Here is a 26,121-nt window from a genome sequence, read left to right on the forward strand (position 1 = left end):
TTAACCTTCCCCTTCGTCTGAATGCCCAACCAATAACAACTCAACCCAACGGCCCTTGCTGTAGTTATAGCCTCGCACGCTTGCCACTGTTTTTATGGCGCCATCGTCAGGCCAGGTTTGATAGGTCCCTACCTCAACGAGGGCCAGATGGACCTCATTCTTTTTTAAACGTTCCTGCGCCGTCAAGCTGTCAGAAAAACGCACAAGCCCGGTATTTAAGTTAAACACCAGGCTCGGTTCATCAAAACCGGCAACAATAAGCGGTTTTTCCGTACTAAGCAATTGCCTGGGTATGTTTTTTGCCACCGTGTCGGTAATCCAGAGCGGCTTTAATTGCGGCAGCAACAGGGAAAAAATAAGCGGGTAACAGGTCGCAGCGACCAGAACCAACGACACCAGCGTACGCTGATAATGGCCGCGTCGGGCAAAATACACCGCCAAAGCACAGAGGGTCAACCCCATGCTCACTAATAGCCAGCTCGCCAGCGGCATCGTCAGATTCAGTAAGCGGGGAATCATCGCTAAGGCGGCGAGCAGGCATCCAGACATCAGTAACCACCCCCCTTGCAGCCATCTGAGCCACGTCCCGGGCGCTTTAAGCAGTCCTGCCTGTTCAATGGCAAGGGCGGCTAACAGGGCGATAGCAGGAAAGGTTGGCAACACGTATTGGGGGAGCTTGGTCGGCATCAATTCGAAAAAAAACCAGGTAGGGATTATCCAACACAATAAAAAACGCACCAGCGGTGTATGACGCTGACGCACGGCGTAATCACCCGCCTGCCACAAAAAAAGTGAGGCCGGCCAAAAGGTCAGCGGCAACAGAACAAGATGAAACAGCGGCGGTTGGCCATGCGATTCATGCCCGCCCTGTAACTTGGGCAGCAAATCCTTATTGAGCATTTGCATCAGGTAATTGCTGTGTTCTGCCTGGTTCAACATCAACAGCCAGGCTAAACTTAAAATGGCAAACAGCAGCAACCCAGGCAGCATTTTAAGCGCCTTTAGCCAGGCGACACGGCGTTCAGTCACACAGAGGGCCGTAATCGTCAACACCCCAACCAGGGGGGTGACCCCTTTGAGCACTAACCCATACGCCATGGCCAGCCAGAACAGAGCGGGCCAGATGGGTGAAATCCTGCGATGAGTATGCACGCCGTCATAAATAATCCACAAGGCTCCCTGCATCAGCAGAATCGAGGATAGCAACGAGGTATCAATCACGGCCATGTGCGCCTCGACGGTCAGCAACAGCGAGGAAGCCAGCAATGCCGCAGCCATCCAGGCGGTTTGAAAACTGACAAAGCGACTGGCGAAAGCAAACGTCAACAACACCGACAACAAAGCCCCTAAAAAGGAAGGAAGACGGTAGGGCCAGATGCCTGCGCTGTCGCCATGTCCCGTGAGTTTAAGGCTGGCTGCCTGTAACCAGTTAATGCCGGGCGGTTTTTGAAAGCGGGTGCGGTCCTGAAAACGGACTTGAAAATAGTTATTGGTTTGCAACATCTGCCGGGTCGCCTGAGCAAAGTGCGCTTCATCCCTGTCAATCACTGGCAGTTTGGCAATGCCTGGTAAAAAAACAAGCAGCGATAAGCCCAGCAACAACCCGTAATACACACTCCGTGGCCAACTCATTCGATACGACGTCCATCAGGCAAAGCCAACATAATATAGGAGCATGTCAAGAAATACTATACTAAAGCAGCAGGAGAGATAGTACTTGAGTACCCTGGCAAGTGCCCGTAAAATCGGGACCGAATAATGACCCTTGGTGAATAACCTATGCCTGAATTGACTACCATCCAACAAATCGCCGTCTGGATTATTCCCGTGCTGTTTGCCATCACCCTGCATGAAGCCGCTCACGCCCTGGTCGCCGATAAATTGGGTGACAGCACCGCCAGAATGCTTGGACGGGTGAGCTTTAATCCACTGCGCCATATCGATTTAATCGGTACCATTCTCATTCCCATTCTGGTGCTGGTTTTAAGCCAGTTTAATTTTGTTTTCGGTTGGGCCAAACCCGTACCTATCAATGCCAGCCATTTTCGCCGTCCCCGCCGGGACATGGCTTTGGCGACTGCCGCAGGCCCCCTTGCCAACTTACTGATGGCCCTCTTTTGGGCGGGATGTTTTAAATTAGCCTCACTCTTTCATCCGCAATCCATGGTCGGCCTGTTCTTCCTGCTGGTATCCCGGGCCGGCCTATTGATTAATCTCCTGCTTGCCTTTTTTAACCTGTTGCCCATTCCGCCGCTTGATGGGGGGCGTGTGGCCATCAGCCTGTTGCCTTACAAGGCCGCCATTCAGTTACAAAAAGTTGAGCCATTTGGTTTTTTCATTTTATTAGCCTTGATGATGCTTGGCGCACTGGGTTGGATTATTAATCCGCTCATTCACGCGGCGTTAAGTGTCTTAGCCTTTGTGTTTCGCCTATGATCCCTATCCTTGCTGACGCCTCGCTGCCGGACTTGCAAACCGTCTTTCCAGCGCCATTTTGCTTAAGTTTTTATCAGCATGCCGAGCAGATTCCGTCGCTGTTACCGGGGAAAGCCATCCTTTTATGCCGTTCGACTTTAAAAGTCGATGCCGCGTTGCTGAGTCAGCATACCCTTGAATACGTCGCCACGGCCAGCAGCGGCACGGATCATCTCGATGAAGCCTTCCTAATCGGCCGCGGCATCACCCTGGTCGATGCCAAAGGCTGTAATGCCCCGGCCGTTGCAGATTATGTCATGGCGTCTTTAGCCTGGCTTGAACTGAATCAGCCATTGCCTGGCAGACTGGCGGGCATTATCGGTTGCGGTGAAGTGGGCTTGCGGGTAGCCCAGCGTTTGCAAGCGTTGCAGTGGGGTGTCCGTCAATATGACCCCCCCAAGGCAGAAAGGGATTTAACGTTTCGCAGTTGCAGCCTTGACGAATTGACTGCCTGTGATTTAATTTGCGTGCATGCCAATCTGCACGATGCCCCTCCCTACCCCAGCCGCAACAGCCTTAATGCCGATTTTTTAAGCCAGCTTAAACCCGGTACGGTGATCATCAATGCGTCACGCGGGGGGATAGTCAATGAAGCAGACCTGCTCGCCTTCCCTCACCTTCACTATTGCACGGATGTCTATCTCAATGAACCGGCGGTGAATGCGGCTCTTCTCTCAAGAGCGCTGCTCTGCACGCCACACATCGCAGGGCACAGCATCGAAGCGAAGCACCGTGCGGTCACGCTACTGAGCGATAAATTGCATGAATATTATGGTCTAAAGCCGCTTCATCACCCCTTACCTGCCAGGCAGTCTTTGCCTGTTCCGGCTGCCCTTGATTCCTGGCCTTCCCTGTTGCTGTCGCTTTATGATCCGGTTGGAGAAACCCACGCAATGAAAGAAGCCGGCGATAAGCAGGGTGTCTTCCTTACCTTACGAAAGGCCCATACTTTTCGCCATGACTTCAGTACCTACAGCAGCGCCTTAGGCAATCGATTGTTAAAGACGCTTCTTGGTGCCGATTAAGTCAATAAGCCGCGGATGATTTCCTGATCAGAAAAATGGTGACAGACCTGACCAATCTGCTGGTAAGTCTCATGGCCTTTGCCGGCAACCAGCACGATGTCATCCTTGTCGGCAAGGCTGACGGCTTTTGCGATTGCTTCCTCCCGGCTGACAATTTTATACAGCGAAGGGTGGGAGGAAATGCCCTTTTCAATTTCGTGGATGATGGCTTCCGGATTTTCAGTTCGGGGGTTGTCGCTGGTAATGATAGCAATGTCAGCATACTGGCTGGCAATTCGGCCCATCATCGGCCGTTTGGTTTTATCGCGATCACCGCCGCAGCCAAAAACCACCAGCATTTTGCCTTTTTTAACCTTTTCAAGCGTTGCCAACACATTTTCCAGCGCATCAGGGGTATGGGCATAATCCACAATTACACAGGGTTTCTGCGCCACCACTTCCATACGGCCGGGAGCCGGTTGCAATTGTGCCATGACGGCAACCACCGCTTCATGGGGATAACCGGCTGCCAGAAGGCTTGAGAATACAGCCAACGCATTATAAATATTAAAAAAGCCAAGCGCGTTAATCTTAAGCTGATACTCTCCCCAGGGCGATAACACGTCGATGCGGGTGCCTGAAAGACTGACGTCCCAATTCAGGGCACGAATATCCGCACTTTCATAAATACCATAGGTCAACAGACGGCAGGGCGGCTGAATGGCATCGACCATTTGTTGGGCGTAAGCGTCATCGCCATTGACAATCGCCCATTGTAAATTGGATTTTTTAAACAAAGCCGCTTTGGCGGCGGCATAAGCCTCCATGGTGAGGTGGTAATCCAGGTGATCGTGGGTCAGATTGGTAAAAATGGCCTGATTAAAATGGATGCAGTCGACCCGCTGTTGCGCCAGGGCATGAGACGACACTTCCATGCACACCTGCCTTATTTTTCGCTGCTGGTAGTGAGCAAACAAGGATTGCAGGGCCAGGGCATCCGGGGTGGTATTGGCCAGCGGTTGCAATTGAGAGGCTTCACCCTGTCCCAGGGTGCCAATGTAGGCAGCCTGCGTACCTAACAGGGAATGGGCCTGAGCCAACTGGTAAGCAATGGTGGTTTTTCCGTTGGTGCCGGTAATGCCGGTGACATTCATTTTGCTACTCGGATCAGCATAAAATCGGCTGGCAATCGCTGCAAGATGACGGGCAAGTTTGGGAAGCGGTGCGCCGATAAAGGAGGAGGGAAGACAATCGATCAAAGGCCAGTCGCCCGGTTCATAAACCACTGCCGCCGCTCCCCCTGCCAATGCCTGAGGAATAAATAAACGGCCATCAACGGCTGTACCGGGATAGGCAATGAACAAATCACCCGGTTGCACTTTACGGCTGTCATTACAAAGGCCGGTGATGTCGCAGTCGTGGCTGACAGTCGTCCAGTGTTTTAAAAGGTCAGACAATTTCATAATCACCTCACGGTGTGGTTTTATCAGGGGGTATGTCTAAAATCCGCAAAGCGCCCGACATGACCTGGGCAAACAACGGCGCCGCAACAGCTGCCCCGTAATAACCGTTACGGGTCGGTTCATGAATCACAACGACAACAACAAGCCTGGGTGAGGACACGGGAGCAATGCCCGCGAAGCTGGCAATGTGGCGGTTGGACTCATAGCCGTTTTTACCGGCAACCCGGGCCGTACCGGTTTTACCGGCAACGCGGTACCCAGGAATTCTGGCTGCCTTTCCCGTCCCCTCATTGCCCAACACAGCCTCCATCATCGCCAGAACCTCATCGGCGGTTTTTGTGTCAAGCACCTGCTCGCCAATTTCAGTCGTGTCATTGTGCAATAAAGTCACTGGATGAAGTTTACCGTGATTGGCGAAAATTAAATAGGCTTTGGCCAACTGCAAAGCAGTCACCGAAATATTGTAACCAAATCCAAGCGTGGCGAGCACAAAGGGATTGGCATCCTTGACTTTGACCACGGCACCGTCGCTTTCACCCGGATAACCGCTTTCTGTTCGCTGTCCGAAACCGCTTAGCTGCAACAGGCCAATCAATTGCTCCGGCGGGCTTTGCAAAATCATTTTGGTTACGCCGACATTACTTGAATGCTGCAGCACACCGGTCACATCGAGCACCCCGTAATTGTGCACATCCCGCACCGTATGGCCATGAACAATCATCCAGCTTGGACGAGTATCAATGATGGTTTCGGGCGTAAACTGGCCGCTGCCCAGCGCACTGGCAATGCTGAACGGTTTCATGAGTGAACCCGGTTCAAAGACATCGGTAATGGCCTTGTTGCGGTAACTTTCGCGCGTGTAGCGGCCGCGTACGTTAGGATTAAACGAGGGTGCATTGGCCGCCGCCAGAATTTCCCCTGTCTGTGAATCAAGCACCACCACCGAACCCGACTTGGCGGCAAATTTTTCCAGGGTGCTCTGTAATTCATGATAAGCCAGGTACTGGATGCGGCGATCGATGCTTAACACCAAATCGTGCCCCGGCCTTGGCTCCTTGATAACACCCAGCTCCTCAATGATATGACCGGTACGATCTTTTAATACCCTTTTTTTACCGGGAATTCCCATCAACCAATCCTGATAGGCTAACTCCAGGCCTTCAATGCCCACATCATCAATATTGGTAAATCCCAGCAATTGGGCTGTGCTGTCTGTCTCCGGGTAATAGCGCTTGAATTCCTGCTGGAAATTCAGACCCGGGATCTTTAACTGTTCAATGTCCTTGGCTAAGGCCGGTTGAAGTTGCCGCTTCAGGTAGAGGAATTCCCTGGATTTCGCCCGTTGAATTTGGGCTATTACGTTTTTGGGTGGCATGTCCAGTAATTTGGCCAGGGCAAACAGCTGCTTTTTATCAGGAGAAAATTCTTTGGGGTTTACCCATAAGGATTTAACCGGAGTACTGACTGCCAGAGGCGTCCCCTGACGATCCACAATCATGCCGCGGTAAGCGGGAATATCCACCGTCCTCAAACTTCGGGCATCCCCCTGCCCCTTGAGAAACTGGCGATGAAGGATGGTTAAATCCGTTATCCGCCAAAGCAGGGCCGCGAGCAACGCGATAAAAAAAACAGAGACGACAATTAAACGCGCTTTATGCCCTTTGCTAGTCATTGTTGCTGTAATACATAAGTGTCTTTATCGGACGGTAATCTCATTTGCAATTTTTCCGTGGCCAACTGCTCTACACGCGCAGGGGTAGCCAGGCTCGCCTGTTCCAGCAGCAATTGCCCCCATTGCAACTGCAATTGGTGGCTTTGTTGCTCCAATTGCTGCAAATGGCTGAAGCTTAATCGATGTTCATTCGTCGTGTAAATAACCACCAATGAACTGACAAGGACGGCAAAGAGTAACGACAAGATCAAACACCATTGTTTTGACAGGCGCATTTCCAGTAATTGTCCACTAAATAAGTTGCTTTGATTAATTGCTCTTGCTGCGGCATTCATGCTGTTTTCTCTCCTATTCTAAGGACCGCACTCCGGGCTCTGGCATTTTGTCTTATTTCCGCTTCACCGGGTTTAATGGCTTTACCAATGCGTTTAAAACAACTGCCCATTTCGCTTGCTCGCACAGGGACGCCCGGCGGTGGGCGAATACCTTGCTCTTTATCGCGCATAAATTGTTTAACTATCCTGTCTTCCAGCGAATGAAAGCTGATAATGACCAAACGGCCGCCTACCCTTAATGTCACCATCACCTGGTTAAGACAAGTCGACAAATCAGTTAATTCCTGATTGATGTAAATGCGTATGGCCTGAAATACCCGAGTTGCGGGGTGCTTGTGCTTTTCCCACTTGGGGTTGGCCTGTTTCACAATCTCAGCCAGGGTCTGGGTGGTGACAATCGGGCTCTGTTGCCTTGCCGCGACAATCGCGCGGGCAATACGGCCTGAAAAACGCTCTTCGCCGTATTCACGAAATACCCGCACCAGATCCTTTTCATCCGCTTTATTGATGAACTCCGCGGCACTCAAGGCCTGTGTTGAGTCCATACGCATATCGAGAGGTCCCTGTTGCATAAAACTGAAACCACGCTCGGGTTCATCCAGTTGCGGGGAAGAAACACCCAAATCCAGCAAAATCCCGTCAATTTTACCTGTCACTCCGGCTTCTTCTGCAAACCGTGGTAAATCGGCAAACGATCCATGAAAAAGCGTAAACCGGGAATCCTGACTGAAATGGTCCCTGGCATAGGCTATGGCCGCGGGATCTTTATCAATGGCAATTAATCGCCCTGCGGGTGAAAGGTGTTGCAGAATAGCGCGCGCATGACCGCCGCGACCGAAGGTGCCGTCGACATAAATGCCGTCAGCCTTGATCGCCAGGCCTTGGATTGCCTCCTGTAACAACACGGATTGATGGGCCATTTTCTGCTTCCGTTATAAAGAAAAATTCTTCATTTCGTCAGGGAGACCCCCTTCGCCGTCACCTTCCTCTTCCAGCCATTGCTCGCGTTTACTCTGCCACAACATCTCATTCCACACTTCAAATTTGTTACCCTGCCCAATCATCACCACCTTTTTATCGAGCTGCGCGTAATCACGCAGTAAAGGCGGCAACAGCACCCGGCCATTGCTATCGAGCTCAACATCCGTCGCATGACCAATCAGCAACCGTTGAATGCGTCGTGCTGCGGCATTAAAACTGGGCAAACTTTGTAATTTATCTTCAATAATTTGCCATTGCGCGGCCGGATAAAGCAGTAAACAGGTTTCTTCGGTATCAATGGTAACAACCAAAGCCGATTTGCCATCCGCACTCAACGCGTCGCGATAACGCGTTGGGATGGCAAGGCGACCTTTTCCGTCAACTGTAATGGCATTGATTCCGCGAAACATGATTTTCTCTTATGAGGAAGAATAGCTCCCCCACAAATCTCCACTTTTTTATTATTTTATACCACTTTTATACACTATAGAAACACATTTTCCCAATCGTCAACCTTTTTATGCCACTTAAATGGCAAAAAAAGCCCATCGCCTACGGATGGGTTGCGAAGATGTTTTTATCTGATGCTCTTTGATTTAAAAGGATACAACTGAAAAAAACGGTGATCCCTGGGCCAGGCTAAAGCAGTACCAGGAACATGCGATACAACAACTCACTGATTCATTAAGGCAGCCAGTCGAATGCCCTGCAACACCAGGTCGGGCGACAACACATCGTAAATACCCTGCTTATCAAAAAGGGACGCAAAACCACCGGTCGCAATCACCAAAACCTCCTGATTGGAAAAGGTTTCTTCTTTGATACGATGAATCAGTTCGCGGCAGGCGCCCAAGGCACCATGGAAAATACCCGATTGAATGCTTTCGATGGTGGAGCGCCCGACCACCTGGTCGGTTTTGACAATTTCAACCGCCGGAAGCTTGGCGGTATTGTTAGACAAGGCATCCACAGACAAACGTACCCCCGGAAGGATGGCACCGCCGAGATAAGCTTTCTGCGCGGTGATGACGCAAAAAGTCGTCGCCGTGCCAAAATCGATGACAATGCTGTTTTTACCAGGATAGGCATGAGTCGCGGCAATGGCATTGGCGATTCGATCGGCACCGACTTCCACCGGATTGCGGTATTTAATATTCAAACCGGTTTTTACTCCTGCCTGCAGGAAAAAGGGATCCACCGCGAAGTATTTTACACAGGCTGAGCGCAAGGAATAGTCAAGCTGGGGAACCACGGAACAAATGGCAATTTCACTGATGGCGTCGGGTGAACACTGATTCTCCCGCAGCACACTCTTTAAAAAGATGCCCAATTCATCGGAGGTACTGACTTTCGATGTGTGCCGGAAGCGCAGACGAATGTCATCGCCGGCAAAAACACCGCCATAAATATGGGAATTACCCACATCGATGCATAACATCATAGAGAACGCCCTGTTTATAAAAATGAGGCGATAGTAAGGCCAGTGTCGGATAAATACAAGAGGACAGTAGAAAAGTCGGTCGATAAGCCGGGTTCTGTCGTGGACAATCATTCATCTGGGACTTGTGTCACCACAAGCCTCAAGCGACCTACCCGAATCCCATGCGGGCCGCATGTGCCGGCTTACGCCGGATGGATTCCTATTTGGTCTTGCTCCGAGTGGGGTTTTCCCTGCCACGCCTGTTGCCAGACGCGCGGTGCGCTCTTACCGCACCATTTCACCCTTACCTCCTGCACAGGCGGGAGGCGGTATATTTTCTGTGGCACTTTCCGTAGACTTTCATCTCCCAGGCGTTACCTGGCACTCTGCCCTATGGAGCCCGGACTTTCCTCCCCTTGCCTTGCAAGGAGCGATTGCCTGACCGACTCTGATAGTAATGGTAGCAAAGTGCCTACAGAAAGACCAGAATTTATTAACCGCGGGTGCCAATAAATTCGTCGTCGAAATAACGCTTAAGCTTGGTGCGCAGAGTACCACGGCTGACGCCTAAAACGCGTGCTGCCTTGGATTGGTTGTAGCGGGTTAACTCCATGACCGTACGGAACAAGGGAGCCTCAACTTCCTCAACAATTAATTGATAAAGGTTGAGATTTATTTCTTTATTACCCACTGCGTTGAGATAACGCTTTACTGCGCCAACGACTTGTTGGGTTAATGCTTCACTAACCTGTTCAACTTGTTGCATTACTGCACTCATTATCCTCTCTCCTGATGATGAAATTGATGCTGTTCAGGTCGGAAAATGTGACACAAACAGTACATCATGGGCGATATAGTAACAAATACCACAAAGAATGTAAACATTGTTTCATTCATATTCATTTATTAAGGGAAGCTTAAGGAAATTTTGCATTTTTAGCAAGTATTTTCGCTTATTTAGACAAATTTAAATCAAAAAAATTAAATATGGACAAATTGTGTTGATTTTTTTCTTTTGATTGACACCCGGTTCGTGGAGGGTGGCTCTGAGGCAAGGCCTGTTTGGCCAGTATTGCCCTCTCCCGCCGCGAGAGGGGCTTTTATTTAAGAGATAGAAGCAGCGGAACTGGCAAAATAGCGCGGTTACTCGACCGTGAAGCTTTCACCGCAGCCGCAGGCGCCGGTTTGGTTGGGGTTGTTAAAAACAAATTTGGCATTCAAGCCCTGTTTGACATAATCAATGGCCATGCCCTTCAGGAAGGGGTAACTGCCTTTATCGATATAGATTTGGTACTGATCAGTCAACGGCAGGACGATATCACTGCTTTGCGGCGTTTCGACATAATCAACCACGTAGGCAAGACCGGAACACCCTGTTTTCTTAACCGAAAAACGGATACCGCGGCAATTGGTCTGACGGTTAAGGTAAGAAAGCACATGATTTTTCGCCGCTTCACTTAAGTTAACGCCCGTCTCACTGCTCGCTTCGTATTGAACAACACCACTCATTACGGGTTCTCCTTTACTAATTGTTTCATTTTCTCACAAATCTGCTTATACCCCTGTTCCACCAGCAGGGCGGTAGGATAAAGTGCTTTGGGTATTTCCAGCACATTCACCAGCTGCTGGTAATCCCAACGTGGGTGCTCGCTCACCGACGTGCCCGTCATCTGGCGGCAACACCATTCCACTGCCGCGATAAGGTACGGGTTACCGTAGGCTTTAAAGCAGCACTGGATGATTAAACCCTGTGCGTCGCAGGCCGCATACCATTGCAAAAACGCTTTACCGCGGATCCCCGTCTCACTGAATACCGTGAAAGGTTGGCTACAATCCAGCGTGCCCCCATGCCGCGGCGTAAAAAAACAGGTTTCTACTAAATTATTATAATTCATCATGGCGCTATTTCATGCAGACGGGTTACTTGTTGGCAAATGGTGTGAATGGCCTTTTCAATGTCCGCCTCCGTGGTAAAACGCCCCAGGGACAGGCGAATGGAACTGTAGGCGTCTTCATCACTTAAACCCAGGGCTTTAAGCACATAAGACGGTTGATTGCTGGCGGAAGAACAGGCTGATGCCGTGGACACGGCCAATTCGCGCAAGGCAAGCAACAAGGTTTCGCCTTCAATGCCCTTAAAAGTCAGATTGAGATTACCGGCTATCCGCTGGTGCTCGTGGCCGTTTAAACGGATACCGGGAAGATGCCTGATGCCCTGCCAAAGCCTCTGGCGCATCGCTAAAAGGCGTGCCTGCTCGGCCACGCGCGTTTGCTCGCCCAAATAAAATGCTTCGGCCATGCCCACAATCTGATGCGTGGCCAGGGTTCCTGAGCGCAACCCCTGTTCATGCCCCCCACCATAGGATAAAGGTAAAAGCCGCAGGCGCGGTTTATGGCGAATATACAAAGCGCCTATGCCTTTAGGACCATAATTTTTATGACTGGACAATGACATTAACCCCACGGGCATGTGTTCAAGATCAACAGGCAGTTTGCCGACACTCTGCGCCGCGTCGACATGGAAAATAATGCCCTTATCCTTTAACAACTCGCCAATGGCCGTGATGTCCTGAATGACGCCCGTTTCATTATTCACATGCATCACCGACACCAGAATGGTTTCTGGCGTCAGGGCCGCCTTTAATCGGTCAAGAGAAAGCAACCCATCTGGCTCAGGCGGCAGGCAGGTGACAGTAAATCCCTCTTTCTTAAGCTGATGCACGCAGTCAAGGACGGCTTTATGTTCAGTGCTCATGGTGATGAGGTGCCTGCCTTTATGCTGATAAAAGCGGGCGGCGCCCAGAATGGCGAGATTATTGGCTTCGGTGGCACCGGAAGTAAAAACAAGGTCTCGAGCCTCGGCATGAATAACCTCAGCAATCTGCGCCCTGGCCGTTTCAACCGCTGCCGCGGCTTCTTTGCCATAAGGATGAGAAATGGACGAGGGATTACCGAACATGCCGTCAGGACCAAGATACTGAAGCATACGTGCCACCACCCTTGGATCAACCGGGGTGGTCGCCATGTAATCAAAATAAATCGGTAACTGTTTCATGACCTTATCCTCTGTCCTTCACGTCCGCCCATTTCAATGCATTCTGAACGTGCGTTAAAATGCCGCGCAGGATATTGACCTCCATGTGCTCCAGTTTTGCACGGTTAAATAAACGCCGGATGCGTTGTTGTAAACGCCGCGGATTCGACGGTTTTAAAAAATCAATCGCCACCATGACGTCGGTCAAATGGGCATAAAACTGCTCAACCTCATCCGCAGTAGCCGGTTTATCCGCCCGCAAGGCCACGTCGGCGGAAGGCGACAATAATTTCATCCGCAATTCGTAGGCAATAATCTGCACCGCCTGCGCCAGGTTCAGCGACCCATACTCCGGATTGCTGGGGATATAAATATGATAGTGGCTTTTCAACAATTCATCGTTGGTCAGGCCGGCATGTTCGCGACCGAAGACGATAGCCACTTGCGTGTCATCGGATTTTTCACACAGCATTTCCGCTGCTTGCGATGGCGTTAAGCCCGGTAAGGCAATGCCGCGAGGCCGCGCGCTGGTGGCTAACACGAGCTGGCAACCGCGTAAAGCCTCATCCAGGCTTTCTGTGACAACGCAGTGTTCAAGCACATCATCCGCCCCCGCTGCCATTTCCCAGGCCTTGAGATCAGGAAAAGACTTGGGCGTCACCAGATACAAACGGCTCAACCCCATGGTTTTCATGGCTCTTGCCGCGGAACCAATATTGCCCGGATGCGAGGTAGCAACGAGTATGATGCGAAAGGACTCTAATTTCATAAAGGTCAATGAATTTTGCGAAGTGGGTAACTATAACAGCAATGACTTCTCTCTGTACAAAAAAAATGTGCTAGAATCGCTGACTTTTTTAGAAAAGAGCGAAGCCATGGAACCATTACTTAATATTGCAGTCGCCGCTGCCCGTCAGGCCGGTGACATTATTGTACGTCATATTGAACAAATTGACAGAATTAAAGTCACGGCCAAGGACAATGCCGAGTATTTCAGCGAAGTGGACATCAAAGCCGAGCAAACCATCATTCAGGCAATCCACAAGGCCTACCCTGACCATGGTATTTTAGCGGAAGAAAGCGGTCTTTATAATGAGGAATCCGATGTCCAGTGGATCATCGATCCGCTGGATGGAACCAGCAATTTCCTGCACGGTTTCCCTTTTTACTCGGTCTCCATTGCCTGCAAAATTAAAAATCGCATCGAACACGCCGTGGTTTACGATCCCATTCGGCATGAGTGTTTTTCGGCTACCCGCGGCCGCGGCGCTCAACTCAATGACCGCCGCATCCGCGTTTCCAAACAAACGCAGCTGCAGCAGGCCCTGCTCGGAACCGGCGTATCCTTTCGCAATCCCACCGCAGCACAGCGGTACCTGCCGACCTTTGAAGCCTTAATGGGTAAGTGCGTCGGTATCCGGCGAACCGGCTCTGCGGCGCTTGATTTGGTGTATGTGGCCGCAGGACGGCTTGATGGTTTCTGGCAATTTGGCCTGCGTCCCTGGGACATCGCCGCCGGCGCCCTGATTGTCAAGGAAGCAGGCGGGTTGTTAAGCGACGCTCAAGGCGGCGAAGAGTATCTGAAACAGGGCGATGTCATTGCCGGAACCCCTAAAGTGTTTAAAGCACTGTTACAAACGCTGATGCCCGTCATGAAGCGCTAACCCCCCCCAATACCCGCTTCAGCTCCGGTACGAATTTTGCACAGAAATCGTACCGGGTCTCTGTCAACCTGAAGCTATGAAACACTGGGCAAGTCAGCAAAAAGGATTCAGTTTAATTGAAGTCTTAGTCAGTTCATTTGTTCTGGCACTGGGCTTACTTGGCATCGCGTCGTTGCAGATGAATGCCATCCGTTACAATCAGACGGCACAGTTGCGCTCAATCGCCATTGCCCAGGCGGGCAACATGGTTGATCGCATGATGGCCAATTCAGCCGGCATTCAGTCGGGTGCCTACAATAACATTTCAGGAACGCCCTCCTTACCCAATTGCACAACCTGCAGCGCCGGGCAAATTGCGCAACGCGACGTGCACATCTGGAATTCAACCAACAGCACGTTATTGCCCCAGGGCCAGGGCACAATTACCCGTAACGGCAACCAGTTCACTGTCATCATGCGTTGGGATAACGAACGCACCGGCGTTAACGGCACAGGCTGCAGCGGCGATGCCGATGTCGATCTAACCTGCCTGATTATGGAAGTGGAATTATGAAGCGCTTGCAATGCCATGGTTTTTCTGTGATTGAATTCATGGTGGCCATTACGCTCGGCACCTTGCTCATTGCCAGTGCAGGTGCGGTTTATCTGAGCAATAAATCCACCTACGTCATGCAGGAAGGCTTAGCCCGCCTGCAGGAAAACGGCCGGTATGCCAATTTTTTACTGTCCCGGGAATTACGCATGGCGGGATTTCAGGGTTGTGCCAATCAAAAGCAGATTGCAGTGACCAATTTGGTCAGAAATGTATCATCAATGTTGTCTTATGACAAACCTGTGCAGGGTTACGACGGACTGGCCGCTTCTTTCAGCCCCCTCCTCCCCGCTAATTTAACCGGGAAACCCTTCATCGGATCAGACATCATTGAAGTACGCATGGCCTCTAATTTTGGCGTGCAATTGCGGGATGACATGAATCAGCCCAACAACCCCATTTTAGTTTATGATCGCTTAGGCATTGCCGCGGGTGATCCGGTGATGATTACCAATTGCTCGGTAGGCGATATTTTTATTGCCGGTGCCAACACCAATGCCACGGCCATTACCCATACCGTCAGCGACAATAACACCAACGATTTGACCATGGCGTACCCGGCCAATTCACAGGTCATGCGCTTTCTCTACTATGCGTTTTATGTTAAAAACACAGGCCGCGTCAACTCCGTCGGTCAGCCCATTCTAGCGCTGGTGCGTCTGGATATTAATGGCAATGAGGATGAAATCGCTGAAGGCGTGGAACGCATGCGGGTTACCTATGGCGTCGATACGAATGGCGATAACACCGTAGACAGTTACCAGACCGCCACCCAGGTCAATAATGCCAATAACTGGAATAACGTCATCAGCATCCAGATTAATCTTCTCTTTGCCACAACCGAAAATGTCAATGACAAAGTTCAACCCTATACCTTTAACGGCGTAACCCTGACACCGACCGATCGTAAATTACGCCGTCAGTGGGATACATTCATTACCTTAAGGAATCGAGGTTTGCCATCATGAGGAAACAATCTGGTGCGACGCTCGCCGCAACCCTGCTGTTATTACTGGTGATCACCCTTTTAGGCATCACCTCCGTTCAGGTGACTCACCTGCAGGAAAAAATGTCAGCTAACCTGCAGGATAAGGAATTATCCTTCGTGGCCGCTGAATCCGCCTTAAAAGCGGGTGAGAACTGGGTTTTAAGCCAGGAAAAAGAGCCCACGGTGTATGTCACCTGCCAGACTTACCCCTGCGCCCAGCAGGTCTATGAAAACATTAATCTGTCCACCCAGCCATCAAGCTGGTGGAACAGCCGCTCAGCGCAATACACCCTGAGCCTGGACAATATCGCAACCAATCCCCGTTTTATTATTGAATTTCTCCAGTTTGTTCCTGATTCTCCCGTCGTCGGTTCATCGTCTGCTAAAAGCACCGGCGTTTTTTATTATCAGGTCACTGCCCGCGGTACAGGGTCTACGAATGATTCAATCAGTGTCCTGCAAACCACTGTTGCAAGGAGATACTGATGAAGCACCTGTCTGCAGCAGCCGTGTGCCTGACCGGCACCTTATGCATCACCCCTCTATTCTCCGGCACCTTGAACCTGTCGCAGACCCCGCTGTTCATCACCGACACCGTCGCACCCATGACCCTGTTGATTTTAAGCCGGGACCACAAGCTTTATTTTGAAGCCTACAACGATTTGACTGATCTGGATGACGACGGTCAGATTGAATTGCATTTTAAACCGAGCATTGACTACTACGGCTATTTTGACAGCGCCAAATGCTATGCCTATGATTCGGGGCAGCAGTATTTCTACCCGACCGCCATGGCGGTTGATCGCAAGTGCCCGGGGAGCTGGAGTGGTAATTTTTTAAATTATTTAACCACCTCCCGCCTCGATGCCATTCGCAAGGTGTTGTATGGTGGCTATCGCTCCATCGACTCAACAACCGCCACGGTATTGCAACGCGCTTATATTCCCCAGGATGGGCACAGCTGGGGTAAAGAATACAAAAGTTTAGCCATTGATGGCTTTAACATCAGCGACTACACCCCCTTTACCGCCCCATCCGGCAGCAATTACCATCTGTTTGCCAACACCACCCTGTTAAACACCGCCTCCCCCCTGCTGCGGGTAGCCTTAAACCAACCCTACCGCATTTGGGAATGGGTCAGCATCGAACGACCCGTGGCCGGTTCCCGGGCATTGCATGGCAGTTCAGGGCCGCTGATTACCGGGCTCACCGATTATGTTGTGCGCGTTAAAGTCTGCGACAGCGCCATTGGCCTTGAAGACAATTGCCGCAGCTACCCCAATGGTCAGCAAAAGCCCATTGGCCTGCTGCAGGAATTTGGTGAAAACAATTCCATGTTGTTTGGTTTGTTGACTGGAACCTACAAAAACAACCTGGCAGGGGGCGTGCTGCGCAAAAACATTTCCAGCATTACCGATGAAATTGATTTAAACACCGGGCAATTTACGGCGGTAAACGGCATTATTTCCACCATTAACAAATTAACCGTCACCGGTTTTGGCGGTAACTATGAATATTCCTGCGGATTTATCTCAACCCGCAACATCAACAACGGCGAGTGCGAAATGTGGGGGAATCCACTGGGTGAAATGATGTATGAATCGGTGCGTTACCTGGCCGGCAAATCGTCAGCCAACTCCGCCTACAATTACTCTACCGGCACGGATGTGACGCTGGGGCTACCCAAGCCCTCCTGGGTTAACCCCTACTCGGTTTATCCTTATTGTGCCAAAGCCAATATGCTGGTGCTAAGCGACTTAAATCCGACTTATGACAGCGATCAGGTGCCCGGAAGCTACTTCAATTCTTTCAGCGGCGATCTATCCCCCTCCTTCAATGCCGCCTCCCTCGCACAAAGTATTTTTACCGGTGAAGGCTTTTCAAGCCTGCTGGCTTTTATCGGCCAATCCGGCGGTACAGCCGATGGCTCTCCCAAGCCTAAAACTGTGACCAGTTTCGGCAATATCCGTGGCCTTGCTCCCCTGGAAGCCAACTCGGAGGGCAGCTATTATCCAGCCAGCGTTGCCTGGTATGCCTGGATTAATGATCTCAATAGCGCGCAGGGAAAACAAAATGCCAAATCCTATCTAATCGCGCTGTCCGCGCCCATGCCTGAACTTAAATTTTTTGTGGGTGGTAATCCGATTACCGTGCTGCCTTTTGGGAAATCCGTCGCCGGCTTCAGTATCAATGCAACCCAGGGCCAATACCAGCCCACCAATGAAATTGTCGATTATTACATTGAATCCTTAACGCCCACCCAGGCCGTGCTGCGGGTAAATTTTGCCGACTTGCAACAGGGCGCTGACTTTGACATGGACGCGATTGTCAAATACACCATCACCGTCAATGCCGACAATACCCTGACCATTGCCTGCGACTCCATCTACGCCGCGGGCGGGATCACTCAGCACATGGGGTATGTCATTTCCGGTACCACGCAGGATGGCGTGTACCTTGAAGTACGCGATGTCGATACAGCCGCCGGCAGCGACGTCAACTACTTTTTAGACACCCCGCCCGGCCAGCCGCCTGGCGGTGCCTGGAATGATGGGGTGGCCTTGCCTTTAACCACCACCCGGACCTTTACACCGAGCTCAACCCCTTCGGCGACCGTCTTAAAATCCCCGCTGTGGTACGCGGCAAAATGGGGCGGATTCATTGATTCCAATAATAACAATGAGCCGGATGTGAACACGGAATTCGATACCGACAATGACAACGATCCGGATAATTATTTTCTGGTGACCAATGCCAATAGCCTGCGGGCACAACTGGCCAGAGCGTTTGCCTTAATTCTGGATAGAACCGGATCCTTCTCGTCTGCCGCCCTAAGCAGCGGTTTCCTGGCTTCTGACACCCTGATTTATCAGGCCATTTTCAGAACCAAGGACTGGAGTGGTCAACTGCTTGCCTTTGACATTGACGAAACCAATGGCAATATTCTCTTTACGGGTTCAGGGCCGCAAGGCTCTCTTTGGGATGCATCCCAAAAACTAAGCCTGCAAAATTTCAGCACCGGCCGCCACATCATCACCTTTAAGCCGTCCAACAACACGGGCATTAAATTCCGTTGGCCTTCAAACCCGGCCTCCCCAACCAATACGGAACTGGACGTATCCCAGGTGACGGCTTTGAATTTAAATCCGGTGACCGCCGTGAGTGACGGACTAGGCAGCAGTCGCTTGAACTTCCTGCGTGGGGATAAATCGCTGGAACAGCAAAACGGCGGAACGTTCCGTAATCGCACCACCCTGCTCGGCGACATCATTAACTCTACCCCGCTCGTCATCAAAGTGCCAAACCAGCAATACCCGGTCACTTGGTCGGGAGGCGCTCCGGAAAACAGCAGCCCTTACGGGATTTTCCGTGAAAACAATCTAAACCGCCGCGCCATCATCTATGTGGGGGCCAACGACGGCATGCTGCATGCGTTTGACGCAGTCACGGGGGTTGAGGTCTTTGCCTATGTGCCCGCCAGCCTTTTTAAAACCCTAAATCAACTGACCAATCCCAATTACGCCCACCGTTATTACGTGGATGGCTCCCCCACGGTGATTGATGTCTACATCAACAGCGAGTGGCGTACCGTGCTTGTAGGTACGTTAAATGGTGGCGGCCAGGGCGTCTATGCCCTGGATGTGACCGATCCCACTCAATTTACCGAGAATGGCGCGCCGGGCATTGTCAAATGGGAATTTAATGATACTAATGACGCCGATTTGGGATTCACCTACAGCCAGGCCTCCATCGTCAGAATGGCCAATGGCCAGTGGGCTGCCATTTTTGGCAATGGTTATAACAACACCGCCACCGACGGCAATGCCAGCACCACCGGCAACGCGGTTCTTTACATTGTCGATATTGCCACAGGGACACTGATTAAAAAATTGGATACCGGTGTGGGCATGAGTGCGGATCCGCTGTCCCTTGGCCGCCCGAACGGCATGTCCAGTCCCACGGTCGTGGACTTGGACGGCAATGCGATTGCCGACACGGTCTATGTCGGTGATTTGTTTGGCAATTTATGGAAAATCAATGTGTCCGCCAGCAACCCCAATCAATGGGATTTCGCCTATAAACAGGGCAGCGTCCCCAAACCCCTGTTTGTGGCCACTGACAGCGGCGGTAAACGTCAACCCATTACCTCCAAACCCGCCGTTTCCAGACTGAACTTCTCAGCCTCCGGCCTGCAGATTTACATTGGTACCGGCAAATACATTGAGCCCGGTGATAAAACCGACACCAGCGTGCAAAGCATTTACGCATTAAGGGATGACAACACCTCCGTCATCACTGGACGCGCCCAATTGCGCCAGCAAACCATCATCTATGAACAAAATGGCCTGCGTGTCACCAGCAATAATTTATTGGCCAACAATGATCGCGGCTGGTACATGGATTTGGTTTACAATGGCAATGCGCGGGGCGAGCGCGTCGTGTCCAACATGCTGTATTTGAGCGGCAAGATCATTTTTTCAACCATTATACCCACCAGCGATCCCTGCGATTTTGGCGGCGAAAGCTGGCTTATGGAACTGGATGCCTTCACGGGAGCACGGCTGAATTACAATGTGTTTGATATCAACAACGACAATAATTTTGATGTCAATGACTCCGTGACCTACAGCAACGGGGGACAAAACTACACGGTTCCGGTCAGCGGCATGAAGGCTTCCGTGGGTTTGATTGCCACACCGTCAGTATTGAATGCGGGCGATAAAGAATACAAATACCTGCCAGGCACCAGCGGCGGTATTCAAAAAGTTCACGAAAACCCCGGTAAACAGATTTTTGGCCGGCAATCCTGGCGGCAACTGCAATAGTTATCGTGTAACCTCCCCTGCCGATCAGGGGAGGCCAGGCTTTTACTCCTGTATTCCGCTCTTCAATCCCAGTGCTGCCGGTAATTGATTGGCCACTGCCGCACCAATGTTTTTGGTCATGCGGTCAAACACACTTTGCTTGTAGGTGTAATCAATAACCTCTTCGCGTTTGATCACGTCTCGCAGGAGCTCACCGCTACTCGCAAAGCCGTCAATGAGTCCTCTTTCCCTTGATTGAGTCCCGGTCCAGAATAAACCTGAAAACGTGTCACTATCAATTTTAAGACGGCTGCCGCGTCCCTGCTTGACCTTGTCAATGAATTGCTGATGCACCTCATTAAGCATGGTTTGCAGCATTTGTTGCTGCTCCGGCGTGGTTGGAGAAAAAGGATCGAGGAAGGCTTTATTGGTACCGGCGGTCTGCAGGCGGCGGGTAATGCCCAGCTTCTGGATGGCATCGACAAAACCAAACCCGTTATAAAGCACCCCGATGGAGCCCACCATGCTTGAAGGGTTGGCATAAATCTCATCGGTCCCTGCGGCGACATAGTAGGCGGCCGATGCACAGATGTCGACACAGACCGCATAGGTTTTCACGCTGGGGTATTTTTTACGGTAGTACTGCAGGGTGTTGTACATGTAGTCCGCCTGCACCGGGCTGCCTCCAGGGCTATTGATGCGGACAAGCAACGCCCGTAACCCCTCGCTTTTGTAGGCGGCCGCCAGGCTTTTAGCGAAGTTGTCAGCACTGGCTGTGTCGCTATCCGAAATGGTCCCCTCGATATCGACAAGGCCGACATGCGGTTTGTTTTTAGCTGTTCTGTCATCACTGAAGCTTGATGCACTAAAATAGAAGTACACAATCAGCAGGGCAATGGCTGCCCGCACGATCCATCGCCAGCGGCGTTTACGTCGTTGGTCGCGCAGGTATTCGATCACCAGTTTATTCAACAGGGTTTGTGATTCGAGATTGTCCTGGGTCGGATTATTGTTCATAGTCGCTACTTGATTTTTTGAATTAGAACCTCATTTTACGGTAGGTATCCGTTAATTTAAATAACTCATTTAAGAGAGACTGCACTATGCGTATGGATAAGCTCACCTCCAAATTTCAAATGGCCCTGGCGGATGCTCAATCACTCGCCTTAGGCCGAGACAATGGATTTATAGAACCGGAACACGTTTTAAAAGCCCTGCTCGATCAACAGGGCGGAAGTTGCCGTCCCCTGCTCAGCAAGGCCGGCGTCAACCTGGCCATGCTTAGAAACCTGCTTGATCAGGCCCTCGATAAATTACCCAAGGTCAGTGGCACCGGGGGCGACATCCATATCTCCAATGCGTTAAACCGTCTCTTGAATCTCACCGACAAGCTGTCGCAGCAACGCAAGGACAATTACATTTCCAGTGAGCTTTTCGTTTTGGCTGCCGTGAGCGAAGACAGCAATCTGGCCAAATTGCTGAAACAGGCAGGCGCGAACCAACAGGCCATTGAAAAAGCCATTGAAGAAATCCGGGGCGGCGACAAGGTGACTGATCCCAATGCGGAAGAACAGCGTCAAGCTCTGGAAAAATACACCCTTGATCTTACCGAACGCGCCGAACAGGGAAAGCTGGATCCGGTCATCGGCCGTGATGATGAAATCCGCCGCACCATTCAGGTTTTGCAGCGCCGGACTAAAAACAACCCTGTCCTCATCGGCGAACCCGGTGTAGGAAAAACCGCCATTGTGGAAGGACTGGCGCAACGGATAGTCAACGGCGAAGTGCCTGAAGGATTAAAAGACAAACGCCTGCTGTCGCTGGACATGGGGGCTCTCATCGCTGGCGCCAAATTCCGCGGCGAATTTGAGGAGCGCCTGAAAGGCGTGTTAAATGATTTGGCCAAGCAGGAAGGTCAAATCATCCTGTTTATCGACGAACTGCACACCATGGTCGGCGCCGGCAAGGCCGAAGGCGCCATGGATGCTGGCAACATGCTGAAACCGGCGCTGGCACGGGGTGAATTGCACTGCATCGGCGCCACCACACTGGATGAATACCGCCAATACATCGAAAAAGACGCAGCCCTCGAACGACGCTTCCAGAAAATTTTAGTTGATGAGCCCAGTGTTGAAGACACCATTGCCATTTTACGCGGCCTTAAAGAACGCTATGAAGTGCACCACGGCGTCGAGATTACTGACCCGGCAATTGTTGCCGCAGCAACCCTCTCGCATCGCTACATTACTGATCGCCAGCTTCCCGACAAGGCCATCGATCTCATTGATGAAGCCGGCAGCCAGATCCGCATGGAAATTGATTCCAAACCGGAAAGCTTGGACAAACTGGACAGGCGCCTCATCCAGTTAAAAATCGAATGCGAAGCCTTAAAAAAGGAACACGACGACGCGTCCAGGAAGCGTTTGCACGATCTCGAAACCACCATCGGCGAACTGGAAAAAAATTACGCGGATCTTGAGGAAATCTGGAAGTCAGAAAAAGCGGCCCTGCAAGGTGCCAACCAAATCAAGGAAGCACTCGAACAAGCCAAAATTGAATTGGACACGGCACGCCGAGCCGGGGATCTAACCCGCATGTCGGAGTTGCAGTACGGCCGCATCCCGGAGCTTGAAAAGCAATTGGCCCAGGCGGGGGAAGGACAAAACAGCGAGGAGGCCAAATTGTTTCGTGACAAAGTCACGGAGGAAGAAATTGCGGAGGTGGTATCGAAATGGACTGGCATCCCTGTGGCCAAAATGCTGGAAGGGGAAAAAGAGAAACTCCTTCACATGGAAGAAGCCCTGCACAAACGCGTGATCGGCCAGAATGAGGCGGTCGATGCGGTAGCCAATGCCATTCGCCGCTCCCGCGCCGGTCTAGCCGATCCTAATCGTCCCATTGGTTCATTCCTGTTCTTAGGGCCAACCGGCGTCGGTAAAACCGAACTTTGCAAAGCCCTGGCTGCGTTTCTTTTTGACACGGAAGAAGCGATGATTCGCATTGACATGTCCGAATTCATGGAAAAGCATTCTGTCGCGCGGTTAATTGGTGCCCCTCCGGGGTATGTGGGCTACGAAGAAGGCGGCTATCTGACAGAGGCTGTCAGACGCAGGCCCTATTCCGTGGTGCTGCTCGATGAGGTAGAAAAAGCACACAGCGATGTGTTTAATATCCTCTTGCAGGTAATGGACGATGGCCGCTTGACGGATGGACAGGGGCGAACCGTTGATTTCCGCAACAGCGTCATTGTCATGACCTCTAACCTAGGCTCGCATCTGATTCAGGACATGGCATCCAAACTCAATTACGAGCAAATGAAAACAGCGGTCATGGAAATCGTCGGGCAGCATTTCAGACCGGAATTCATTAATCGTATCGATGACAGCGTCGTCTTCCATCCGCTTGACAAGGCGCAAATCGCCAACATCGCCGCGATTCAAATCGGCTACCTGCAACGCCGGTTAAGCGCCCAGAATATCGGCCTGAACGTTAGCGATGACGCGCTGAGTTATCTGGCGGAGGCCGGTTTTGATCCCGTCTACGGCGCCCGCCCGCTCAAACGCACCATTCAGCAAAAACTGGAAAATCCCTTGGCCCAGTCCATACTGACCGGTCAGTTTACGCCAGGGCATACCATTAAGGTGGTGCTTCAGAATGGCAATCTGGCCTTTGAACAAGTGTCTTGATTCCTGCAGGGCTGCGAAGCAGCCCTAAGCCCTAGACTTTCAACACCATCCCTTCATCCATTTCATCCACTTCATCCAACGCTTTGTGGCTGGTCACCACATAGCCTTTTAAAATATCGGCTCTTCCCCAGGGCTTGGCTGTGATTTGCTCCGCAATACCGGGTGTTTCCAAGAAATGTTTCATGTACATGAACCCCAGTTGCATGTTGGCTTTGTCAGGGCGATTTGAGGCATCAATCTTGAGTGCATTACTGATTGTCTCAGCCAACGCGGTATTCATTTTTTTTGTTAACGGGTTCAGCTCAGCAATCGATAATTCATTGACTTTTTGCAAAGTCGTCACATAAGCGCCAAACAAAACATGCTGTTTGTAAATGTCCCATCGTTTTCTGAGTGTGTGTTCGAAATCAGAAACCTTTGAATCAGTAGAATCGAGTTCTTCTTTTTCGATCGTTCGATTAAACACCATTACTCTTTCCATCAACCCCGCCTCCTGCGGTTTAAGGTTGACCGCGTATTTTTTCCAAAATTCCTGGATCTCTGCTGAACTGAGTTCCTGCTTTTCAGCCATGGCGGCTTTTAATTCTTTAATTAAAGGGGGGAAAAGCAGGTGGGTGGGACTATCCAGACGGGTTAACACTTCATCGATATTTTGGATGACCTGGAGATATTCTATGCGCTTTAAGATGATGTCGCTGCCTGTTTGGTATTCGGCAATGATGTGGCTTAGTTTGCTAAAAAAATCCTTATCACTTTTAATATACTCAAACGTATCGGCAATTTTATCCTGCTTTAAAAACCGCTGATAGGCACTGCAGCACTCAAACACAGTCAATTCATCCAGTGCGTTATCCGTATTTAACTTAAGCACCTCGGCCAGGGTTGTTTTTAATGCGCAGTTTTCTGAGTCGGACACCATGGCTGAAAGACCTTGATAGACCATTTCCAGCCTTAAATAGCGGTAAATAATGCTACCTAATAAAATCCCAAAATAGTTTGCAGTCTCTTGTTCTTCTTTGCCCTCCGGCAGGGTAGTTACCAGTTGAGTGATGCAGGCAATTTGATTCAGGCGCAGTTCATCGGGTGTGGTGTTCGTGAAATAAGTAGCGGGGTTCGTGAAATACGTAAATGAGAATAATCCTCTGGGCTTTTTTTGCGGTTTCTTTTTAACGTTTTCTTCGTATTTTCCTTTTAATTCGTCCTTCACCACTTTAAGCAGCGCCTGATAGGATCCGGGCTTATAGCGTTTGGCAAGATCATTAAACGAGCCAATCAGTTTCTGCGTGGCCTTTTGCATAATTCCATAACTTGGTACCTCCATACTATCTCCCTTCAATAATTTATATTCTCAGTCCGGACAGGCAATCAGATACCATACCAAGACAACCGTGAGTATTTTTTTCTTCTGCGATAGGACTTTGGATCACGATTTTCATGTCGTGAGGAAACGCGGTGTAGAGCGCGTGCGGCTCTTCAAACGCCCTCTGTTCATAAACCCAGTCAGAAAATTTATCCAGTTCCGCGTAACAGGCCTTGATAAAGCCTGCGCTGAATTCAGTGAATGATTTGATTTTCAGATGGTCATGCAGCAATTGCAGCAACGTGTTATCGCCGAGAATGGCCAAACCGCTGTAACTTTTTCTAGCCACGTAAATGTACATCCCTGTCAGGATTAATTTCTTATCCTCCTCACTGGCTTTGTAGTGATTCAAGCAAATCGCTGTTTTTTGAATCAGCAGCGCGTCCGTGTAAGCCTGGGTACATAAGACAGAAGTAAAAAACATGGAAACATACGAATAACGGTTATCATGGGCCACAACCAGATTTCCAGGCAGCTTAGTCGCCTTCTCCAATAACTCCTTGTAGTCTGGCATGGCAATCCTCCACGCTGGCTGTTAAGCGAGCACGTCATTAAGGATAATAAGTCCGTTATGTTGCCCATCAATCAACCACGCACCTCTTCTAAGCCTTTCGGTATTATTTGCAATTTTTTTAGCATTAG

23 protein-coding genes and 1 other RNA gene are annotated in these 26,121 nt (G+C 50.7%); 8 read left to right on the top strand and 16 right to left on the bottom strand.

Going from position 1 to position 26,121, the window contains the following annotated elements:
• Nucleotides 1-1,632 (bottom strand): glycosyltransferase family 39 protein, encoded by a 1,632-nt coding sequence (locus tag GH742_RS10675; RefSeq protein ID WP_203454952.1) that lies wholly within the window; start codon nt 1,630-1,632, stop codon nt 1-3.
• A 147-nt stretch (nt 1,633-1,779) separates the two neighbouring features.
• Between GH742_RS10675 and GH742_RS10680 the strand changes: the two genes are divergently transcribed.
• Nucleotides 1,780-2,436: a site-2 protease family protein gene (locus GH742_RS10680; protein ID WP_203454953.1), complete on the top strand. Its 657-nt coding sequence runs from the start codon at nt 1,780-1,782 to the stop codon at nt 2,434-2,436.
• Nucleotides 2,433-3,500, top strand: coding sequence for a 4-phosphoerythronate dehydrogenase (locus tag GH742_RS10685; protein WP_370569471.1), 1,068 nt, complete (start codon nt 2,433-2,435; stop codon nt 3,498-3,500). Before GH742_RS10680 ends, GH742_RS10685 begins: the two co-directional genes overlap by 4 nt.
• Here the strand turns inward: GH742_RS10685 and GH742_RS10690 are convergent.
• The 12 genes from GH742_RS10690 to GH742_RS10745 all read right to left on the bottom strand — a co-directional run bounded on the left by GH742_RS10690 (nt 3,497) and on the right by GH742_RS10745 (nt 13,153).
• Nucleotides 3,497-4,942 (bottom strand): UDP-N-acetylmuramoyl-L-alanyl-D-glutamate--2,6-diaminopimelate ligase, encoded by a 1,446-nt coding sequence (locus GH742_RS10690; RefSeq protein ID WP_203454954.1) that lies wholly within the window; start codon nt 4,940-4,942, stop codon nt 3,497-3,499. The two genes, GH742_RS10685 and GH742_RS10690, sit on opposite strands and share 4 nt — an antisense overlap.
• A gap of 7 nt (nt 4,943-4,949) precedes the next feature.
• Entirely contained in the window at nt 4,950-6,614 is a 1,665-nt protein-coding gene (locus tag GH742_RS10695; RefSeq protein WP_203454955.1) for a penicillin-binding protein 2, read from the bottom strand.
• A complete protein-coding gene (ftsL, locus tag GH742_RS10700) occupies nt 6,611-6,949 on the bottom strand; it encodes a cell division protein FtsL (RefSeq protein WP_203454956.1) in 339 nt (112 codons plus the stop codon). The genes GH742_RS10695 and ftsL overlap by 4 nt, the downstream gene beginning before the upstream one ends.
• Nucleotides 6,946-7,869 carry a 16S rRNA (cytosine(1402)-N(4))-methyltransferase RsmH gene (gene rsmH, locus GH742_RS10705; protein WP_203454957.1) on the bottom strand — a complete coding sequence of 308 codons (924 nt, stop codon included), beginning with the start codon at nt 7,867-7,869 and terminating at the stop codon, nt 6,946-6,948. Before rsmH ends, ftsL begins: the two co-directional genes overlap by 4 nt.
• A 12-nt stretch (nt 7,870-7,881) precedes the next feature.
• Nucleotides 7,882-8,340 (bottom strand): division/cell wall cluster transcriptional repressor MraZ, encoded by a 459-nt coding sequence (gene mraZ, locus GH742_RS10710; protein ID WP_058527233.1) that lies wholly within the window; start codon nt 8,338-8,340, stop codon nt 7,882-7,884.
• A gap of 263 nt (nt 8,341-8,603) precedes the next feature.
• The gene (locus tag GH742_RS10715) at nt 8,604-9,371 is read right to left on the bottom strand and encodes a type III pantothenate kinase (RefSeq protein ID WP_203454958.1); all 768 of its coding nucleotides are present in this window, start codon (nt 9,369-9,371) and stop codon (nt 8,604-8,606) included.
• Between the two features lie 67 nt (nt 9,372-9,438).
• Nucleotides 9,439-9,800, bottom strand: an RNA gene (gene rnpB, locus GH742_RS10720) — RNase P RNA component class A.
• A 43-nt stretch (nt 9,801-9,843) separates the two neighbouring features.
• Nucleotides 9,844-10,128 carry a helix-turn-helix domain-containing protein gene (locus GH742_RS10725; protein WP_203454959.1) on the bottom strand — a complete coding sequence of 95 codons (285 nt, stop codon included), beginning with the start codon at nt 10,126-10,128 and terminating at the stop codon, nt 9,844-9,846.
• A gap of 365 nt (nt 10,129-10,493) precedes the next feature.
• Entirely contained in the window at nt 10,494-10,859 is a 366-nt protein-coding gene (locus tag GH742_RS10730) for an iron-sulfur cluster assembly accessory protein (protein ID WP_203454960.1), read from the bottom strand.
• Nucleotides 10,859-11,248 (bottom strand): hypothetical protein, encoded by a 390-nt coding sequence (locus tag GH742_RS10735; RefSeq protein ID WP_203454961.1) that lies wholly within the window; start codon nt 11,246-11,248, stop codon nt 10,859-10,861. The genes GH742_RS10730 and GH742_RS10735 overlap by 1 nt, the downstream gene beginning before the upstream one ends.
• The gene (locus GH742_RS10740) at nt 11,245-12,405 is read right to left on the bottom strand and encodes an IscS subfamily cysteine desulfurase (protein WP_203454962.1); all 1,161 of its coding nucleotides are present in this window, start codon (nt 12,403-12,405) and stop codon (nt 11,245-11,247) included. The genes GH742_RS10735 and GH742_RS10740 overlap by 4 nt, the downstream gene beginning before the upstream one ends.
• Before the next feature lie 4 nt (nt 12,406-12,409).
• On the bottom strand, nt 12,410-13,153 hold the full coding sequence (locus GH742_RS10745; protein WP_203454963.1) for an RNA methyltransferase: 744 nt from the start codon (nt 13,151-13,153) through the stop codon (nt 12,410-12,412).
• Nucleotides 13,154-13,259: 106 nt separating this feature from the next.
• Between GH742_RS10745 and GH742_RS10750 the strand changes: the two genes are divergently transcribed.
• The 5 genes from GH742_RS10750 (at nt 13,260) to GH742_RS10770 (ending at nt 20,454) form a co-directional block, all read left to right on the top strand.
• Nucleotides 13,260-14,048, top strand: coding sequence for an inositol monophosphatase family protein (locus tag GH742_RS10750; protein ID WP_203454964.1), 789 nt, complete (start codon nt 13,260-13,262; stop codon nt 14,046-14,048).
• Between the two features lie 76 nt (nt 14,049-14,124).
• Nucleotides 14,125-14,601 carry a type IV pilus modification protein PilV gene (pilV, locus tag GH742_RS10755; protein WP_203454965.1) on the top strand — a complete coding sequence of 159 codons (477 nt, stop codon included), beginning with the start codon at nt 14,125-14,127 and terminating at the stop codon, nt 14,599-14,601.
• The gene (locus tag GH742_RS10760; RefSeq protein ID WP_203454966.1) at nt 14,598-15,608 is read left to right on the top strand and encodes a PilW family protein; all 1,011 of its coding nucleotides are present in this window, start codon (nt 14,598-14,600) and stop codon (nt 15,606-15,608) included. Before pilV ends, GH742_RS10760 begins: the two co-directional genes overlap by 4 nt.
• On the top strand, nt 15,605-16,114 hold the full coding sequence (locus tag GH742_RS10765; RefSeq protein ID WP_203454967.1) for a PilX N-terminal domain-containing pilus assembly protein: 510 nt from the start codon (nt 15,605-15,607) through the stop codon (nt 16,112-16,114). Before GH742_RS10760 ends, GH742_RS10765 begins: the two co-directional genes overlap by 4 nt.
• Nucleotides 16,114-20,454, top strand: a complete 4,341-nt coding sequence (locus GH742_RS10770; RefSeq protein WP_203454968.1) for a pilus assembly protein — start codon at nt 16,114-16,116, stop codon at nt 20,452-20,454. Before GH742_RS10765 ends, GH742_RS10770 begins: the two co-directional genes overlap by 1 nt.
• A gap of 42 nt (nt 20,455-20,496) precedes the next feature.
• Here GH742_RS10770 and GH742_RS10775 read toward each other — a convergent pair whose 3' ends face one another.
• Nucleotides 20,497-21,450 (bottom strand): S49 family peptidase, encoded by a 954-nt coding sequence (locus GH742_RS10775; protein ID WP_203454969.1) that lies wholly within the window; start codon nt 21,448-21,450, stop codon nt 20,497-20,499.
• An 86-nt stretch (nt 21,451-21,536) separates the two neighbouring features.
• On the opposite strand from GH742_RS10775, the gene clpB reads away from it, so the two are divergent.
• Nucleotides 21,537-24,119: an ATP-dependent chaperone ClpB gene (clpB, locus tag GH742_RS10780; RefSeq protein WP_203454970.1), complete on the top strand. Its 2,583-nt coding sequence runs from the start codon at nt 21,537-21,539 to the stop codon at nt 24,117-24,119.
• Nucleotides 24,120-24,150: 31 nt separating this feature from the next.
• Here the strand turns inward: clpB and GH742_RS10785 are convergent, their stop codons facing one another.
• Nucleotides 24,151-25,440: a hypothetical protein gene (locus GH742_RS10785; protein WP_203454971.1), complete on the bottom strand. Its 1,290-nt coding sequence runs from the start codon at nt 25,438-25,440 to the stop codon at nt 24,151-24,153.
• A 19-nt stretch (nt 25,441-25,459) separates the two neighbouring features.
• A complete protein-coding gene (locus GH742_RS10790; RefSeq protein WP_203454972.1) occupies nt 25,460-25,993 on the bottom strand; it encodes a hypothetical protein in 534 nt (177 codons plus the stop codon).
• Nucleotides 25,994-26,121 lie beyond the last annotated feature (128 nt).

The sequence above is a fragment of the Legionella sp. MW5194 genome (assembly GCF_016864235.1).
In the GTDB taxonomy this organism is placed as follows: Bacteria; Pseudomonadota; Gammaproteobacteria; order Legionellales; family Legionellaceae; genus Legionella_C.

Excerpts from the sequence above, each read along its gene's own strand:
- GH742_RS10675 (WP_203454952.1), bottom strand. The coding sequence starts at position 1,632 with ATGAGTTGGCCACGGAGTGTGTATTACGGGTTGTTGCTGGGCTTATCG.
- GH742_RS10745 (WP_203454963.1), bottom strand. The coding sequence starts at position 13,153 with ATGAAATTAGAGTCCTTTCGCATCATACTCGTTGCTACCTCGCATCCG.
- ftsL (WP_203454956.1), bottom strand. The coding sequence starts at position 6,949 with ATGAATGCCGCAGCAAGAGCAATTAATCAAAGCAACTTATTTAGTGGA.
- GH742_RS10770 (WP_203454968.1), top strand. The coding sequence starts at position 16,114 with ATGAAGCACCTGTCTGCAGCAGCCGTGTGCCTGACCGGCACCTTATGC.
- GH742_RS10695 (WP_203454955.1), bottom strand. The coding sequence starts at position 6,614 with ATGACTAGCAAAGGGCATAAAGCGCGTTTAATTGTCGTCTCTGTTTTT.
- rsmH (WP_203454957.1), bottom strand. The coding sequence starts at position 7,869 with ATGGCCCATCAATCCGTGTTGTTACAGGAGGCAATCCAAGGCCTGGCG.
- GH742_RS10725 (WP_203454959.1), bottom strand. The coding sequence starts at position 10,128 with ATGAGTGCAGTAATGCAACAAGTTGAACAGGTTAGTGAAGCATTAACC.
- clpB (WP_203454970.1), top strand. The coding sequence starts at position 21,537 with ATGCGTATGGATAAGCTCACCTCCAAATTTCAAATGGCCCTGGCGGAT.
- GH742_RS10730 (WP_203454960.1), bottom strand. The coding sequence starts at position 10,859 with ATGAGTGGTGTTGTTCAATACGAAGCGAGCAGTGAGACGGGCGTTAAC.
- GH742_RS10715 (WP_203454958.1), bottom strand. The coding sequence starts at position 9,371 with ATGATGTTATGCATCGATGTGGGTAATTCCCATATTTATGGCGGTGTT.
- GH742_RS10790 (WP_203454972.1), bottom strand. The coding sequence starts at position 25,993 with ATGCCAGACTACAAGGAGTTATTGGAGAAGGCGACTAAGCTGCCTGGA.
- GH742_RS10690 (WP_203454954.1), bottom strand. The coding sequence starts at position 4,942 with ATGAAATTGTCTGACCTTTTAAAACACTGGACGACTGTCAGCCACGAC.
- GH742_RS10785 (WP_203454971.1), bottom strand. The coding sequence starts at position 25,440 with ATGGAGGTACCAAGTTATGGAATTATGCAAAAGGCCACGCAGAAACTG.
- mraZ (WP_058527233.1), bottom strand. The coding sequence starts at position 8,340 with ATGTTTCGCGGAATCAATGCCATTACAGTTGACGGAAAAGGTCGCCTT.
- GH742_RS10685 (WP_370569471.1), top strand. The coding sequence starts at position 2,433 with ATGATCCCTATCCTTGCTGACGCCTCGCTGCCGGACTTGCAAACCGTC.
- GH742_RS10760 (WP_203454966.1), top strand. The coding sequence starts at position 14,598 with ATGAAGCGCTTGCAATGCCATGGTTTTTCTGTGATTGAATTCATGGTG.
- GH742_RS10680 (WP_203454953.1), top strand. The coding sequence starts at position 1,780 with ATGCCTGAATTGACTACCATCCAACAAATCGCCGTCTGGATTATTCCC.
- pilV (WP_203454965.1), top strand. The coding sequence starts at position 14,125 with ATGAAACACTGGGCAAGTCAGCAAAAAGGATTCAGTTTAATTGAAGTC.
- GH742_RS10735 (WP_203454961.1), bottom strand. The coding sequence starts at position 11,248 with ATGATGAATTATAATAATTTAGTAGAAACCTGTTTTTTTACGCCGCGG.
- GH742_RS10750 (WP_203454964.1), top strand. The coding sequence starts at position 13,260 with ATGGAACCATTACTTAATATTGCAGTCGCCGCTGCCCGTCAGGCCGGT.
- GH742_RS10740 (WP_203454962.1), bottom strand. The coding sequence starts at position 12,405 with ATGAAACAGTTACCGATTTATTTTGATTACATGGCGACCACCCCGGTT.
- GH742_RS10775 (WP_203454969.1), bottom strand. The coding sequence starts at position 21,450 with ATGAACAATAATCCGACCCAGGACAATCTCGAATCACAAACCCTGTTG.
- GH742_RS10765 (WP_203454967.1), top strand. The coding sequence starts at position 15,605 with ATGAGGAAACAATCTGGTGCGACGCTCGCCGCAACCCTGCTGTTATTA.